This is a genomic window from Aquabacter sediminis (assembly GCF_028863665.1).
Taxonomy (GTDB): Bacteria; Pseudomonadota; Alphaproteobacteria; order Rhizobiales; family Xanthobacteraceae; genus L1I39.
Genome location: NZ_JARBFX010000013.1, coordinates 54,454 through 67,672, shown reverse-complemented (window position 1 = coordinate 67,672; position 13,219 = coordinate 54,454). Strand labels below are relative to the sequence as shown.

The 13,219-nt window shown below is 68.4% G+C and carries 14 protein-coding genes; 5 read left to right on the top strand and 9 right to left on the bottom strand.

Annotated features, from left to right (window positions below):
* Positions 1–7: 7 nt before the first annotated feature.
* On the top strand, positions 8–763 hold the full coding sequence (gene cnbZ, locus PV781_RS20945; RefSeq protein WP_425532445.1) for a 2-amino-5-chloromuconate deaminase CnbZ: 756 nt from the start codon (positions 8–10) through the stop codon (positions 761–763).
* Between the two features lie 51 nt (positions 764–814).
* Here cnbZ and PV781_RS20940 read toward each other — a convergent pair whose 3' ends face one another.
* Together PV781_RS20940 and PV781_RS20935 are read right to left on the bottom strand one after the other, a co-directional pair.
* Positions 815–1,291, bottom strand: coding sequence for a hypothetical protein (locus PV781_RS20940; protein WP_274777564.1), 477 nt, complete (start codon positions 1,289–1,291; stop codon positions 815–817).
* 52 nt (positions 1,292–1,343) lie between these two features.
* The gene (locus PV781_RS20935) at positions 1,344–1,844 is read right to left on the bottom strand and encodes a hypothetical protein (protein ID WP_274777563.1); all 501 of its coding nucleotides are present in this window, start codon (positions 1,842–1,844) and stop codon (positions 1,344–1,346) included.
* Positions 1,845–2,349: 505 nt separating this feature from the next.
* Between PV781_RS20935 and PV781_RS20930 the strand changes: the two genes are divergently transcribed.
* Positions 2,350–2,694, top strand: a complete 345-nt coding sequence (locus PV781_RS20930) for a RidA family protein (RefSeq protein ID WP_274777562.1) — start codon at positions 2,350–2,352, stop codon at positions 2,692–2,694.
* Positions 2,695–2,735: 41 nt separating this feature from the next.
* On the opposite strand, the gene PV781_RS20925 is transcribed toward PV781_RS20930, so the two are convergent.
* From PV781_RS20925 to PV781_RS20915, 3 genes are all read right to left on the bottom strand, one after another.
* Positions 2,736–3,884, bottom strand: a complete 1,149-nt coding sequence (locus tag PV781_RS20925) for a mechanosensitive ion channel family protein (protein WP_274777561.1) — start codon at positions 3,882–3,884, stop codon at positions 2,736–2,738.
* Between the two features lie 113 nt (positions 3,885–3,997).
* The gene (locus PV781_RS20920; RefSeq protein ID WP_274777560.1) at positions 3,998–4,516 is read right to left on the bottom strand and encodes a DUF983 domain-containing protein; all 519 of its coding nucleotides are present in this window, start codon (positions 4,514–4,516) and stop codon (positions 3,998–4,000) included.
* 70 nt (positions 4,517–4,586) lie between these two features.
* Positions 4,587–4,988: a DUF2946 family protein gene (locus PV781_RS20915; protein ID WP_274777559.1), complete on the bottom strand. Its 402-nt coding sequence runs from the start codon at positions 4,986–4,988 to the stop codon at positions 4,587–4,589.
* A gap of 233 nt (positions 4,989–5,221) precedes the next feature.
* Here PV781_RS20915 and PV781_RS20910 point away from each other — a divergent pair, with 233 nt between their 5' ends.
* Positions 5,222–5,659, top strand: a complete 438-nt coding sequence (locus PV781_RS20910; protein ID WP_274777618.1) for a GNAT family N-acetyltransferase — start codon at positions 5,222–5,224, stop codon at positions 5,657–5,659.
* Between the two features lie 3 nt (positions 5,660–5,662).
* Here the strand turns inward: PV781_RS20910 and PV781_RS20905 are convergent, their stop codons facing one another.
* A complete protein-coding gene (locus tag PV781_RS20905; protein WP_274777558.1) occupies positions 5,663–6,562 on the bottom strand; it encodes a LysR family transcriptional regulator in 900 nt (299 codons plus the stop codon).
* Between the two features lie 146 nt (positions 6,563–6,708).
* Here PV781_RS20905 and amaB point away from each other — a divergent pair, with 146 nt between their 5' ends.
* Positions 6,709–8,235: an L-piperidine-6-carboxylate dehydrogenase gene (gene amaB, locus PV781_RS20900; protein ID WP_274777557.1), complete on the top strand. Its 1,527-nt coding sequence runs from the start codon at positions 6,709–6,711 to the stop codon at positions 8,233–8,235.
* On the opposite strand, the gene PV781_RS20895 is transcribed toward amaB, so the two are convergent.
* From PV781_RS20895 to PV781_RS20885, 3 genes are all read right to left on the bottom strand, one after another.
* Positions 8,184–9,920, bottom strand: a complete 1,737-nt coding sequence (locus PV781_RS20895; protein WP_274777556.1) for an O-linked N-acetylglucosamine transferase, SPINDLY family protein — start codon at positions 9,918–9,920, stop codon at positions 8,184–8,186. The genes amaB and PV781_RS20895 overlap by 52 nt on opposite strands.
* A gap of 284 nt (positions 9,921–10,204) precedes the next feature.
* Entirely contained in the window at positions 10,205–10,927 is a 723-nt protein-coding gene (locus PV781_RS20890; RefSeq protein WP_274777555.1) for an FkbM family methyltransferase, read from the bottom strand.
* Positions 10,924–12,186, bottom strand: a complete 1,263-nt coding sequence (locus tag PV781_RS20885; RefSeq protein WP_274777554.1) for an FkbM family methyltransferase — start codon at positions 12,184–12,186, stop codon at positions 10,924–10,926. The genes PV781_RS20890 and PV781_RS20885 overlap by 4 nt, the downstream gene beginning before the upstream one ends.
* A 126-nt stretch (positions 12,187–12,312) precedes the next feature.
* On the opposite strand from PV781_RS20885, the gene PV781_RS20880 reads away from it, so the two are divergent.
* Positions 12,313–13,212 (top strand): NAD-dependent epimerase/dehydratase family protein, encoded by a 900-nt coding sequence (locus PV781_RS20880; protein ID WP_274777553.1) that lies wholly within the window; start codon positions 12,313–12,315, stop codon positions 13,210–13,212.
* Positions 13,213–13,219: the final 7 nt, after the last annotated feature.

Below are 13,219 nucleotides of genomic sequence, written 5' to 3'. Positions count from 1 at the left end.
AGGAGACATCATGAGCACCAAGGACTTTGCCCCCGGCGGCTATCGCTATGTGCCCGGCGTGTTCCAGTATTCGGCCGGCGTCGCGGCGCTGCCGGGCCATGTGATCGAGCGCGTGCGCTTTGCCAATCCGGTGCCGCTGAAGGAAGGCTTTGCCCGCATCGCGCACATCATCGGCGCGGCGGGGCGTCCGCTCACTTCCTTCTGCGCCTGCGAGCTGCGCTCGCCCGCGCCCTTTACCGAGGACGGCTTCAAGGCGTTCAACGCCATCTATGCGGGAACCCTGAAGGAATGGGGCCTGTTCGAGATGGGCGACAATCCGGTGGCACGCTCCAATGTGTGCCCGGAGATCAACCCGCCCGCCGAGCCGAGCTTCCACGCTTTCTCCTATGTGCGCGTGGAGGAAGGGGCGGCGCCGTCCTTCGTGGTGGCGGGCTCGGGCGAGGCGCCGGAGGGCCGCGACAGCTATGGTGGCCACGCCATCGCGCCGGGCGATTGCTCGCCCGAAGGCCTGCGCCAGAAGGCGCGCTGGGTGCTCGGCGAGATGGAGCGCCGCATGGGCGCCATGGGCTTTGCCTGGGCAGACACCACGGCGGTGCAGCTTTACACCGTCTACGACATCCACCCCTTTCTGGGGGAGGAGATCGTCACGCGCGGCGCGGCCCGCCATGGCCTCACCTGGCATTTCAACCGGCCGCCGCTGGTCAGCCTCGACTATGAGATGGACTGCCGGGGCGTGGCGCTGGAGCGCGTGGTGGCCGGCTGAGGAAAAGAAAGCGGCGGCCTCCTGTGGGGCCGCCACTCTCAAGCTTTGGGATCAGGCTTCGTGGATCAGTTGGCCGGCCACGCCGCCAGCGACGGCAGAAACCGCGCCAGCGACGGCGGTTCCCCCTGCGAAGGCCCCGACGCCTCCGCTGCTGAGGGCCGCCAAAGCAGCGATCACGGTGGGCGCCAGGGGGCCGGACACCATCGCCAGAGCACATGCGCCGCCAAAGGCCAAGGCGCCCAGAGCACCGCCGCTGATGGCACCAATCGCCCAAGCGGGCAGGCCGCCATTCACGCCTTCAAGGGCTTGTTCCGGAATCTGCTGGCCCTGGGCGGCATTGAGAAGGGCCTGGGCCGATTCGAACACGCGCTCGGATTCCTCCTTGCTCATGGTATAGCCGTTCGCCTCCACGAACGCCTGCAGGTCTTGCGGGCTTTTCGTGCCTTCGCTGAAGGCGCGAAAGGCTGCTTCGTCCTTCATCAATTCCACCAGGAATTCGGCAAAGGTCGCTGGCTTGGTCTGCGTCATTCTGGTCTCCTGAATATGTCGTTCTCTTGCAGCGTTGAAGCCGCGCAGTCTGTTAATTGAACAGGTCGTAGATCTTCTCAGCCGCGTAGCCGGCCACGGCCCCGACTGCACCACCCGCGGTGGCTCCCGCACCGGTGCTCGCGGCGGCCAAGCCCAGAAACTGCAAGCTTTGAAGGGCTATCGCCCCGCCCGCCACTGCAGGCGCACAGGCTCCGCCGACCACGATCCCTGCCAAGATGCCGGCTGCTGCGCCGATCTTCAGCCAGGACAGGCCGCCGGACAACGCTTCCAGTTCCGCGTCAGTCAGTTCCCCCGACTGCCGAAGGGCCTCGAGGCGCGTGGCGGCCTCTTGGCCGACACCGAAAATGCCGTCCGCCTCGCTCTGGCGAAGGGGCAGGCCGCGTTCCGCGAAAAAGGTCATCAGGGCGGCGGGATTGGTGACCTGCTCATTGTAGCGGGCGGCCTGCGCCGGATCCTTCAAGGTCTCCGCCAGAATGTCCTGGAATTTCTGGAACCGCGGATTCACTGGGGTATCTAAAGCCACGTTCATCATCTTGACCCTCGTCTTGGCTCCCGCATCCGCGCTGTGGGATCGGGGACACGCCTTGGCTTCCTGCTTGAGACCGCTTGGTTTCGTTGCGTCGTTGCATCCGCAACCCCGCCTCGACTCCGCGGCCGCGGCGGAAGTGGATCTCGTGTGCTCCGGCTTTCGCCACGTAAGCGTTGCCTGGACGGGTGCGTTTTGCTGAGAGATCGTGACGCAATTGTGGTTTTTTAGATCGATGTGATGAAAAATGATCCGCATAGCATGTAATGTGAGATTTATTACTTATTCTTTCGGTGCCGAGTTCTTTGTATCATTTCCTTTTATTTCTCGAGCCGTTTTGGCGGCTGTCCGGCCGGGGCTGGCGAAGGCGCGGGGGCGGTGCTAGAGGCGGGCCGAGGCGACACCTGCAGTCCGTCCGCCCGCTGTCCAGGCGGTGCCGAGGCGTGGAGGGGCCGCCGAACGTCAGCGCACCGGCGTCCGCCGGAAGCGGTCATCAAGGAAGGACGAGACGATGAGCATCGAGCGGCTCGACAAGGGTCCCCGCATGAGCCAGGCCGTGATCCACGGCGACACGGTCTACCTGGCCGGCCAGGTGGGCGAAGGGCCGGATGTGGCCAGCCAGACCAAGGCGATCCTGGAGTCCGTGGACAGCCTGCTCGCCCGCGCCGGAACGGATAAGTCGCGGCTGCTGTCGGCCACCATCTGGCTTGCCGACATGAACGACTTCGCCGCCATGAACGCCGTGTGGGACAGCTGGGTCGACCCCAACAACGCGCCTGCCCGCGCCACCGGCGAATCCCGCCTCGCGGCGCCCAAATATCTGGTTGAGATCATCATCGTCGCCGCGCGCGGCTGACGCACCATGCCCCGCCTCCCAACAGAGGCGGGGCATCCCACTCAGGCGTTGGCCAGGGCCTTTTGCGCCTGTGCCCTTGAGCGTTCGGAAAGCGCGGCCGGGGCATTGGGCCGCTCGTTCACCACTTCCGCCCGCAGGCGGGGCAGGGCCTCGGGATGGGCCTCCTGCAAGAAGGCGATCAGCTTCTCGCGCACCTCGCATCTGAGGTCGAAGGCGGCGCCCGCATGGACTGCGCTCACCAGGATGCGCACTTCCATCACGGTCTCGCGGAAGTCCGTCACCGCCACATTCACCACCTGCCGGTCCCACAGCAGGGAGGCGGACGCGATCTCCTCCACCTTCTTGCGCACTGCCGCCACCGGTACCCGGTAATCGAGATAGATCATCACCGAGCCGATGAGCGCCGAGCCTTCCCGTGTCCAGTTCTGGAACGGCTTTTCCATGAAATAGCTCAGCGGCAGGATCAGGCGGCGCCAGTCCCAGAGCTTCAGCACCACATAGGTGGAGGTGATGTCCTCCACCTTGCCCCATTCCCCTTCCACCAGCAGCGCGTCGTCGATGCGGATGGGCTGGGTGACCGCAAGTTGGATGCCTGCGAACAGGTTCTTCAGCACCGGCTGAAGCGCAAGGCCGAGCACGATGCCGGCGACGCCCGCCGAGGCCAGAAGGCTGACGCCGTATTGCCGGACTTCCTCAAATGACATGAGGGCGGCCGACAAGGCGAGGGTGAAGATGATGGTGCCCGCCGCCCGGCGCAGGATGCGTGTCTGGGTGACGTGCTTGCGGGCCAGGAGATTGTCGTCGGCATCGAGCTTGAAGCGCCGCAGGTAAACCGTCACCCAGATGTGCAGCGCCGTATTGGCCAGCCATGCCACCAGGGCGATGAAGCACAAGGCGAGGCCTTGCTGCACGAGCGCGGTCTCGCGCACCGTCAGGGGCGCGATGCTGGCCGCGAACCCCAGTGCCACCGTAATGGCCGCCAGCCGCGTGGGCCCCTCCGTGCGCGACACGAGGGAGCGCCAGAACAGGTCCATCCCCGCCACGACGCGGGTGAGGATGCGAAACGCGATCCCATGGAGGAACCGCGCCAGCAGGACGGCCAGGAGAAAGACGATGAGGCTCACGACCCAGCTCGGAACCCAGGCCAGAGAGCCGTTCAGAGTTTCGACCACGTATTCGACGTGCTCCATCTCACCTCCCTCGATGTTCCAAGAAGGGCAACAGCAGGAAGGCTTATGGGTTCCCATCTGACTGCCGGGCGGAACCGGGGCCAGGCCCGGAAACGCCCGGCAGGGCGGGGGGATCAGTGGGCTTTGCCGGCCCGCGCGAGGCGGGAGGCAAGCTGCGAATCCGGCTCCCCCTCCAGGAGCGGGTCGAAGCCGCCCACATGCCGGCTCCAGGCATAGGCCACCAGCAGCCCCTTGGCGCGCGGCAGCAGGGCCAATGCCGTGGCGAGCGCCACCGCCTCGCTGATGGCCAGTTCCAGGAGAAGGGAAACGCCGCCCACTTCCTCCAGCACCCCCGCCACCAGAAGCGCGAGGGCGAGCGCCACCGGGCCGACCAAAAGCGCGATGGCATTGCCCACGCGGCCATGATGCAACGCCTCGCCGCAGCACGGGCAAGCCTCTTCCAATTCGGCAAAGCCGGTCACCACGGGCCCGCCGCCACAGGCCGGGCAGCAACCGGCCCAGCCGCGTCGCAGGGCGAGCGCCACAGGGCGGGGCGGGTTGAAGCCGTTATCGGCATAGACGGGACGCACGGACAAAGCGGGACGCGCGCGCCCGCTGACGCGCGCATGCGCGTCGAAATCCAGGTTCGACATGATGAGATTTCGTATTCCGGGCCAAAGCGGCCCTGCCAGGGGACAGCGCGGGACGATCCACCGCGCCGGCTCAGGTCGGCCGTGCGATCCCCGGTGGCGCTCGCGCCTGGTGCGCCGTCATGGCCCGTCCCGGCACCGCGCGCGCCACTTGCACCGCTGGCGCCGCGCGCCAGGAGCCGATGGGCGCGGGCAAGGCCATGGGGCTGGGCAGAAGACCGCCGCCGTGCACCAGCAGGCAGGCCGCGCAGGTCATCAGCCCTCGGGCCGCGCCGCCGGAGTCGTCGTGGGGCGTGTCCTCCTGGCTGCGGCACAAATCCGGCCAACTGCCATCGGGCAAAGCGAAAGCGGACAGGTCGATTTGGGGATTGGCCTGCGCCACCGGCTGGTGGGCAAAGCCAAGCAGCAGCATCGCCAGCGCATAAAGCGCGGCGACCGCCCGTCGCGAACCCCTGTGCAATCGGCCCCCGCCCATGCCCCGCTTCTTCCGCATCGCCCGCTTCAGGTCAAGCTGAGCGTGCGCTGCATCATTTGACCGGATCGGGAGGGGTGGCATTGACATGGGCCAAATCGCAGGGCGTGTCCTTCCCTTGGGCCCGCTGTTGTGAGGTGCGCCTCTTTGGTGCTTGAGAGCCGGGCCGTGGGGCCATCTCCGGGCATGGGAAACGACGAGGGACACAGGACGGCGAGATGGCGGGCGCAACAGATATGATCATCCGGAACATGGAAGCTGCGGACGGCGCGGCATGGCGGGATCTGTGGGCCGGCTACAATGCCTTCTACGCGGCGCGCGTGCCGGAGGCGACGACGGCCCACACCTGGTCCCGCATCCTGGATCCCGCCTCCCCTCTCTTCGGCCGCCTCGCCCTGGCCGAGGGTCGCCCGGTGGGCTTCAGCCTGTGCGTGCTGCATGAGGGCACCTGGGTGCGCGATCCCATCTGCTACCTGGAGGACCTGTTCGTCGATCCGCAGGTGCGCGGCAAGGGCGTCGGGCGGGCCTTGATCCAGGACCTGGTGGATCTCGGCCGCGCGCGGGGCTGGGCGCGGCTCTACTGGCACACCCGCGCCGACAATCCCGCCCGCCGGCTCTATGACAGCTTCCTGCCGGCCGACGACTTCGTGCGCTACCGCATGGATCTGACGTAAGGCTCAGGCCCGATAGGTGGAGACCTGCGTCAGAAGCCAGGACCTGAACGCCTGGACGGCGGGCGTCTCCTGCTTTCCCTCCGGCAGGACGATGTAATAGCTCTGCGCGCTGGAGAAGGGGCGCGGGCAGGCTTCCAGGAGCCGGCCGGCCGCCAGTTCCTCCTCGATGAGATAGCGCGGCAGCAGGGCGAAGCCGGCACCCGCGAGGGCCGCCTCGATGACCATGTTGAACTGGTCGAAATGGTGGCCCTGGAATGCATTCACTTCCGCCAGGCCCTGCGCCTCGAACCATTGGCTCCACAGCTTGGGGCGGGTGCTCAGGTGAAGGAGGGGGCCGTGCGCGATGCCGTCGGGCGTGGACGGCTGGCTGGCGAAGGCGGGGCTCGCCACGGGCACGATGAGTTCGTCGCACAGATAGGTGCAACTGGCATGGGGCCAGACGGGCTGGCCATAATGAATGGCCACGTCGAAATCCCCGCGCGACAGATCGAAAGGTCCGCGATGGCAGGCGATATTGAAGCTGATGCCGGGATGGAGCTTCAGGAAGCCCGGCAGGCGGCGCATGAGCCAGCGGCTGCCGAAGCTCGGCAAGGTGGCGATGGTGAGCAGCGCCTTGCCGTCGGAGGCGGCCAGCGCCCGGCGCATGATCTCCTCGCTCTGGTCCAGCAGCCGCGCCACCTGCGGCAGCAAGGCCCGCCCCGCTTCCGAGAGCACCACGCGCTTGCGCACGCGCTCGAACAGCACGACGCCCAGCTGGGTCTCCAGGGTGCGGATCTGCCGGCTGACCGCGCTCTGGGTGAGGTTCAATTCCTCCGCCGCGCGGGTGAAGCTGCCGTGGCGGGCGGCGCAGGCAAAGGCCTGGAAAACCCCCAGGTCCGGGATGAGGCTGCGCGTGAGGTTCATTCCCATCTCGCATCAACAAAGTCGAAAACGTCGCTGTAGCGGCATTGGCCGCTTGATTATCATGCATTGACCGAATGAATGAACCGCCCCATCGCCGCGTCCTGCGCGGCCGTGCGAAGGCGGGGTGAACCCGTGCGGAGAAGACCATGCCCGAGACGCTTGACCTGAAGCAGGAAACCGCCGTGCTCCTCGATCGCCTCGGCGTCGCTCGTGCGGCCTGGACGGGCGGCGACATAGTGTCCTTCAGCCCCGTGACCGGTGAGGCCATCGGCCATCTGCGCACCGTCTCGGCGAGCGAGGCTGCCGCCGCCATCGATGCCGCCCACGCGGCGTTCAAGGCGTGGCGCCTTGTGCCCGCGCCCCGGCGGGGCGAACTGGTACGGCTGCTGGGCGAGGAATTGCGGGCTGCCAAGGCGGATCTGGGGCGCCTCGTCTCCATCGAGGCCGGCAAGATCGCCTCCGAGGGCCTGGGCGAAGTGCAGGAGATGATCGACATCTGCGACTTCGCCGTCGGCCTTTCCCGCCAGCTTTATGGCCTCACCATCGCCACCGAGCGCGCGGGCCATCGCATGATGGAGACATGGCATCCCCTCGGCGTCACCGGCATCATCTCGGCCTTCAATTTCCCCGTCGCGGTTTGGTCCTGGAACGCGGCGCTGGCGCTGGTGTGCGGCAATCCGGTGGTGTGGAAGCCCTCGGAAAAGACCCCGCTCACGGCGCTCGCCTCCCAGGCGGTGTTCGAGCGCGCGCTCGCCCGCTTCGGCGATGCCCCGGCCCATCTCAGCCAGGTCCTGATCGGCGACCGGGCCATCGGCGAGGTGTTGGTGGACCATCCCCGCGTGCCTCTGGTCTCGGCCACGGGCTCCACCCGCATGGGCCGCGAGGTGGGGCCGCGCCTCGCCCGGCGCTTTGCCCGGTCCATCCTGGAACTGGGCGGCAACAATGCGGGGATTGTCTGCCCCTCCGCGGATCTCGACATGGCGCTGCGCGCCATCGCCTTCGGCGCCATGGGCACGGCGGGCCAGCGCTGCACCACGCTGCGCCGCCTGTTCGTCCATGAGAGCGTCTATGACACCCTCGTTCCGCGCCTGAAGGCCGCCTATGGCAGCGTGTCCTTGGGCAATCCGCTCACCACCTCTGCCCTGGTGGGACCGCTGGTGGACCGCGCTGCCTTCGAGGGCATGGAGCGCGCGCTTATCGCCGCGAAGGCCGAAGGCGGCACGGTGTTCGGCGGCGAGCGGGTGACGGAGGCGGGGCCGGAGGGCGCCTATTATGTGCGCCCGGCCTTGGTGGAAATGCCCCGCCAGTGCGGGCCGGTTCTGGAAGAGACCTTCGCGCCCATCCTCTACGTGATGAAATACACCGACTTTGACGCGGTGCTGGAGGCCCACAACGCGGTGGCGGCGGGCCTGTCCTCCTCCATCTTCACGCTCAATGTGCGCGAGGCGGAACGCTTCCTGGCGGCGGATGGCTCCGATTGCGGCATCGCCAATGTCAATATCGGCACGTCCGGCGCCGAGATTGGTGGCGCATTCGGCGGCGAAAAGGAGACGGGCGGCGGCCGCGAATCCGGCTCGGACGCCTGGAAGGCCTATATGCGCCGGGCCACCAATACGGTGAACTATTCCACCGCCTTGCCGCTGGCGCAGGGCGTGTCCTTCGACATCGGCTGAGCCTCGGCCGCAGGGACGACAATGGCTTCGGGCGCCTTCCCCGCCTGCCGCAAGGCGTGCATGCGGCGGAAGGCGGCCTCCAGGCCCCGGGTGAAAGCGCTGGCATCGAAGAGGGGGGCGCGCGCGCGCTCTTCCTTGAGGTGCGCCTTCATCGCCGCGAGCCGGACCGGATCGCGTGCCAGGGCCAGAGCGAGGGCCTCATAGTCCGCAAGTGTCGTGGTGATGAGGGCGGGCAGGCCGACTGCGGTGAGGAGGCTTGCCGCCACCCGCGCGGCGAAGCTCTCGCCCCTGCAGGTGAGAACCGGGACACCGGCCCACAGGGCATCGCTGGCCGTGGTGTGGGCGTTGTAGGGCAGGGTGTCGAGGAAGAGGTCCGCATGCGCGTGGCGGGCGAGATGATCAGCCAGGTCCATGCGCGGTGCGAAGATCAGCCGGTCCGGGTCGATGCCGGCGCTCGCGGCCTCATAAAAGAGATTGTCTCGCGCGGTGGCATTGGCCTCGAACAGCCAGAGCACCGATCCCGGCACCTGCGCCAGCAGCCGCATCCAGAGCCGGAACAGAGCCGGCGTGATCTTGTAGGTGTTGTTGAAGCAGCAGAAGACGAAGCCCTTCTCCGGCAGCCCGCAGGCGGCACGGCTGGGCGTCGTCTCGGCGATGGCGCGGCGGCTGTCATTGGGCTGGTAGGCGCCGGGAAGCTGGACGATCTTCTCGTCATAATGGCCGGCGTGGGCGAGGGGGGTGACCACCCGATCGCCGATGATGTAGTCCATGAAATCGGCGCCCATGGTGCCGGGATAGCCGAGGAAGCTCACCTGCACCGGCGCGGGCCGCAGGGCCAGGATCTCGGTGCGGCAGCCGAGCGTATAGCCCTTTAGGTCCACCAATATGTCGATGCCGTCGGCGCGGATGCGCTGGGCCGCCGCGCTGGCTGAGAGGTGCCCCACCTCCACGAAATGATCGAACCCCGCCATCACGCGGCGCCGCATGGCCGAGCCATCGTCCGGGCCGTGCGAATAGGCGTAAAGCTCGAAGGCGGACCGGTCGTGCCGCTCGAACAGCTCCACAGCCAGGAAGGCCGTGGCGTGATGGTAGAAGTCGCTGGACAGATATCCCACGCGGATCGGCCGGCCGGCCGGCGCCTGGGGCGCGGGCGGCAGGCGGTCGGCCGGCGAAAAGCGCAGAGAGCGCGCATAGAGCCGCGCGGCCCGCAGGTGATCGGCGGGCGTGACATGGGACGACAGGAGGATGAAGGGGCTCACCGGCGTTCCGGTGCGCTCCAGCAGGCGCGCGAGGGACGCCTCGTCCTCTTCCACGCTGCCCCACTGGCAGATCTGCCGGCTGGCATTGGCGGCGCCGAGGCGGGCGGTGACGTTGTCGGGCTCCTTTTGGAGCACCCGGCGAAAGAGGTTGAGCGCCTCGGGAAAGCGCTTTCCGTCCAGGCAGACGGCCGCCAGGTTGAGGAGGGCACCCACATGGTTGGGCTCCAGCGCCAGCGCCCGGTTGAGGCTCTCCACCGCCGCCTGCCGGCGCCGGGGATCGGACAGGAGGATCAGCCCGGCATTGGCATGGAAGGCCGGCGCGGACGGCTTTTCCGCCGCTGCGGCCTGGAACAGGGCCAGGGCTTCTCCATCGCGCCCCGCTTCATAGGCGGCAAGGCCGGCTTGTCCGAGATCCTCGGCGGTCAACTGGCCCGCCGTGACGGCCGCGCGCCAGATGCGGATCGCTTCGTTCGGGTCGCGTGGGAAAACGTCCCGCCCCCGTTGCAGGTCAATCTGCCCCGCGTGCGAGGACGTCGCGCGAAAGGGCAGGACGTGCGGTCTACGCGGCGCGCCAGCCATGACGCGCGGGGAGACGTTCCGCAGGGCGTTCCGACGCGCCTTCGACATGCCGCATCCTTCTGCTTGCACGGCCCGCGGCCGCCCGTTGGCTTTCGCGCACCCTCTCCGCTTCGCCTTGCCTGGGGCTGACGTCACGCCATGCGGGCGTGGATGTCGAACCAGCTTGTGCGTGGCGCGATGCGTGTGCCCGCGCGGTCCCGCACAGTCGTGGCGTAGAGATCTTCGAAGGCGTGCCGGTCGAGCCAGGGGCCGGGCAGGGCTTCGCCCCATGGCCCGGATGCCCCTTTCGGGAAGACGTAGGGCAGGTCCGGATCCCGCATGGCGGGCACTTGGGACTGGTCCACCAGCGTGAAGGCGCCATAGCCGGCCTCGGCCAGGGCGGCGATGTAATGAAAGCCGAAGCGGCAATCTTCGACGCTGACGAAGTCCGGCTTCCGCGCCTGCGCCCGCACCTGTTCGAGGACGATGGAGTCCACGCCCTCCACGTCAATCTTCAGATAGTGCGGCACGCCGTGGCGGGCGAACAGCATCTCAAGCGTGACGGCGGGCATCTCCACCGCGCGGGTCGGCGTGTCCTCGCGCCCGGCCCAGACCGGCTCGATGCTGCTCCAATGGTCGTTCGCCTCGTTCACATGGAAGGTGACGGTGCCCGCGCTCGACCAGATGGCGGCCTCCTCCAGATGGACGTGTCCGGCCGCGATCTCCTGGGCAAAGCGGATACGCGCGGCGGCCGCGAGGGCCGGGTTGGCCTCCAGCGCCACCACGTCGAAGCCCTTGGCCAGATAGTAGGCGGTGTCGTCGCCATTGTTCATGCCGAGATCCATGACCATGCGGCCGGCAGGTGAGAGGCTCATGAGGGAAGGCGCTCCTTGGGAATGGCGTAGACCACGGCGCCCGTGCCGCACCAGCCATGGGTGCGGATGAGCACGCGATAGTCGGGCAAGGTGTCCATCAGCCAGAGCGGCGTCGCCGCGAGGCCGTCGGCATTGTGGTAAATGGTGGCCGCGACGATGGGGCGGTGGCGCAGCAAGGTTTTCCGCGCCCCGTCCAGCGCCGCCAGCTCCGCCCCTTCCAGGTGCAGCTTTACGAAGCTGGGATTGAGCTTGAGGGCGTCGATGGGGGTAAGGCGCGCCCCCAGGGTACCTGTGGCCGAGACCTGCGAGGCGAAGCCGAGGCCCGCATGGAACAAGGCGGGCCGGGCGCGATCGCCCAGCACCGCATCGAGAACACGGACGCGGCGCATCGTCTTTCCGGGCCATGCGGCGATGGTCTTTTCCAGCACGGCGCGGCTCTCCGGGTCCGGCTCCACCGCCCAGGCCGCCCCGATGCGGCCGCCAGTGCCGGCAATGATCTGTGCGAGCACCGTGCCATGGTGGGCGCCGCCATCCAGCACCCGTTCCGAGGGTGAAAGCAGCGGCGTGATCTCGGGCAGCAGGAAGCGCGTGGCGGTCTCGACGGGCGCGCCGGCAAAGTCCCACTCCTCGCGCGCCAGCCGCCAGGCGGCAAAGCGCAGATAATGGGCGCGGGAGGCATCGTCGGCGAGGCCCGCCAGCATGGCGTCCGCTGCCTCGAGGCCGGGGCCGCGCAGAGGTGGGGCGAACCAGCCATTGCCCAGGGGATGACGGTCGCGGAAGGCCTCGGTCACGTCATAGGCGGGGATGCAGCGGGCAAAGCCCTGGCGCCGCAGATCCCGGGCCAGGGGCACATAGGGCGCGGTGACCACCGCCACCGCGACCAGGGCTTTGGCCTTCACGGTCTCCGGAACCGCATCGGGCGAGAGCACGGGCAGCCCCGCCCAGGCAGGATCGCGGGTGCACTCGCGCGCATTGCGGTCGATGACGCCCGAAACCGGCTGGCCGACCGCCGCCAGATGGGCCCGGACCAGCTTGCCCAGTGCGCCGGCGCCATAGATCCACAGGTCGTCGCCGGCGGGGTGCGCTGGCGTGCCGGCGGGCGCGCCGGCATTGGCCATGCGCAGCAGCGCGCGGGCGGCGGCAAGGTCGGGCAAGGAAGCAAAATGGCGGCTGAGATGGTGCGCGCATCCCGGCCGCAGGCCGGGGCCGGGCGCCAGCGCGGACAGCCAAGGCGCACGGGCGCGTCTTTCGTCCAGCATCGGCAATCCCTTCACCCTCTCGACCCCTGCGGCAAGATCCGGTGCGAACCGGGCGGGGCACAGTGACCGGCGGGCCTGTCGTGAGCCTTGTGTCCGGCCCGGGCGAGGAAAAGACAGCCTCGCGCCATGCGGGGCCTCTATGAACAGGGCGCCTTTGCCAGCCAGGAGCCGATCGTGCCCAGCCTGCCACCCCGCACCATCCTCTTGACGGGCGCCACCGGCTTCGTCGGGCGGCAGATCCACAAGGCGCTGGTGCGGCAGGGTCACCGGGTGCGGGCGGTGGTGCGGACGGGCACGGCAGGCCGGCTGGGCCATGAGGCGCAGGTGATCGAGGCGCCTGACCTGTTCGCCAAGGATGCCGCATTCTGGGGACAGGCGGCGCAGGGCGTCGACGCCGTGATCCATGCGGCCTGGGTGGCGACCCCCGGCCAGTATCTCACCTCGCCGCACAACCTGGAATGCGTGCGCGGCACGCTGGCCCTCGCGCATGGCAGCGCGGCGGCGCGCGTGCCGCATGTGATCGGCATCGGCACCTGCTTTGAATATGCGCTGCCGGGCGAGCATCTTACGGTGGACGCCCCAGTGGGGCCGGCCACCCTCTACGCCACGGCAAAGCTTGCCACATTCCAGCTGCTGGAGGCCTTCTTCGCCGGCAGCGGCACCACCTTTTCCTGGGCACGGCTGTTCTATCTCTATGGGGAGGGCGAGCATTCCGATCGCCTCGTCGCCCACATCAAGGCCAAGCTCGCCGCCGGCGAGGTGGCGCGCCTGTCGGCTGGAACGCAGGTGCGCGACTTCCTGGACGTGGAAGTGGCGGGCGCCATGGTCGCCCGCATCGTTGAAAGCCGACAGCCTGGCGCAATCAACGTCTGCTCAGGTGTGCCCGTCACGGTCCGGCAACTGGCGGAGCGGACGGCGGACGCCCTGGGGCGCCGCGACCTGCTGGAATTCGGCAGCGCGCCCCCCCGCCCCGGCGATCCGACCGCCGTCGTCGGTGTCTGCAACCTGACGCCGGAGCTGTGCTGACGAGGAG

What these genes read in the sequence shown, in the direction of transcription:
- PV781_RS20910 (WP_274777618.1), top strand. Translation starts at nt 5,222, where the DNA reads ATGATCATCCGGAACATGGAAGCTGCGGACGGCGCGGCATGGCGGGAT.
- PV781_RS20890 (WP_274777555.1), bottom strand. Translation starts at nt 10,927, where the DNA reads ATGAGCCTCTCACCTGCCGGCCGCATGGTCATGGATCTCGGCATGAAC.
- PV781_RS20935 (WP_274777563.1), bottom strand. Translation starts at nt 1,844, where the DNA reads ATGATGAACGTGGCTTTAGATACCCCAGTGAATCCGCGGTTCCAGAAA.
- amaB (WP_274777557.1), top strand. Translation starts at nt 6,709, where the DNA reads ATGCCCGAGACGCTTGACCTGAAGCAGGAAACCGCCGTGCTCCTCGAT.
- PV781_RS20905 (WP_274777558.1), bottom strand. Translation starts at nt 6,562, where the DNA reads ATGAACCTCACGCGCAGCCTCATCCCGGACCTGGGGGTTTTCCAGGCC.
- PV781_RS20920 (WP_274777560.1), bottom strand. Translation starts at nt 4,516, where the DNA reads ATGTCGAACCTGGATTTCGACGCGCATGCGCGCGTCAGCGGGCGCGCG.
- PV781_RS20940 (WP_274777564.1), bottom strand. Translation starts at nt 1,291, where the DNA reads ATGACGCAGACCAAGCCAGCGACCTTTGCCGAATTCCTGGTGGAATTG.
- PV781_RS20880 (WP_274777553.1), top strand. Translation starts at nt 12,313, where the DNA reads ATGCGGGGCCTCTATGAACAGGGCGCCTTTGCCAGCCAGGAGCCGATC.
- PV781_RS20925 (WP_274777561.1), bottom strand. Translation starts at nt 3,884, where the DNA reads ATGGAGCACGTCGAATACGTGGTCGAAACTCTGAACGGCTCTCTGGCC.
- PV781_RS20930 (WP_274777562.1), top strand. Translation starts at nt 2,350, where the DNA reads ATGAGCATCGAGCGGCTCGACAAGGGTCCCCGCATGAGCCAGGCCGTG.
- PV781_RS20885 (WP_274777554.1), bottom strand. Translation starts at nt 12,186, where the DNA reads ATGCTGGACGAAAGACGCGCCCGTGCGCCTTGGCTGTCCGCGCTGGCG.
- PV781_RS20915 (WP_274777559.1), bottom strand. Translation starts at nt 4,988, where the DNA reads ATGGGCGGGGGCCGATTGCACAGGGGTTCGCGACGGGCGGTCGCCGCG.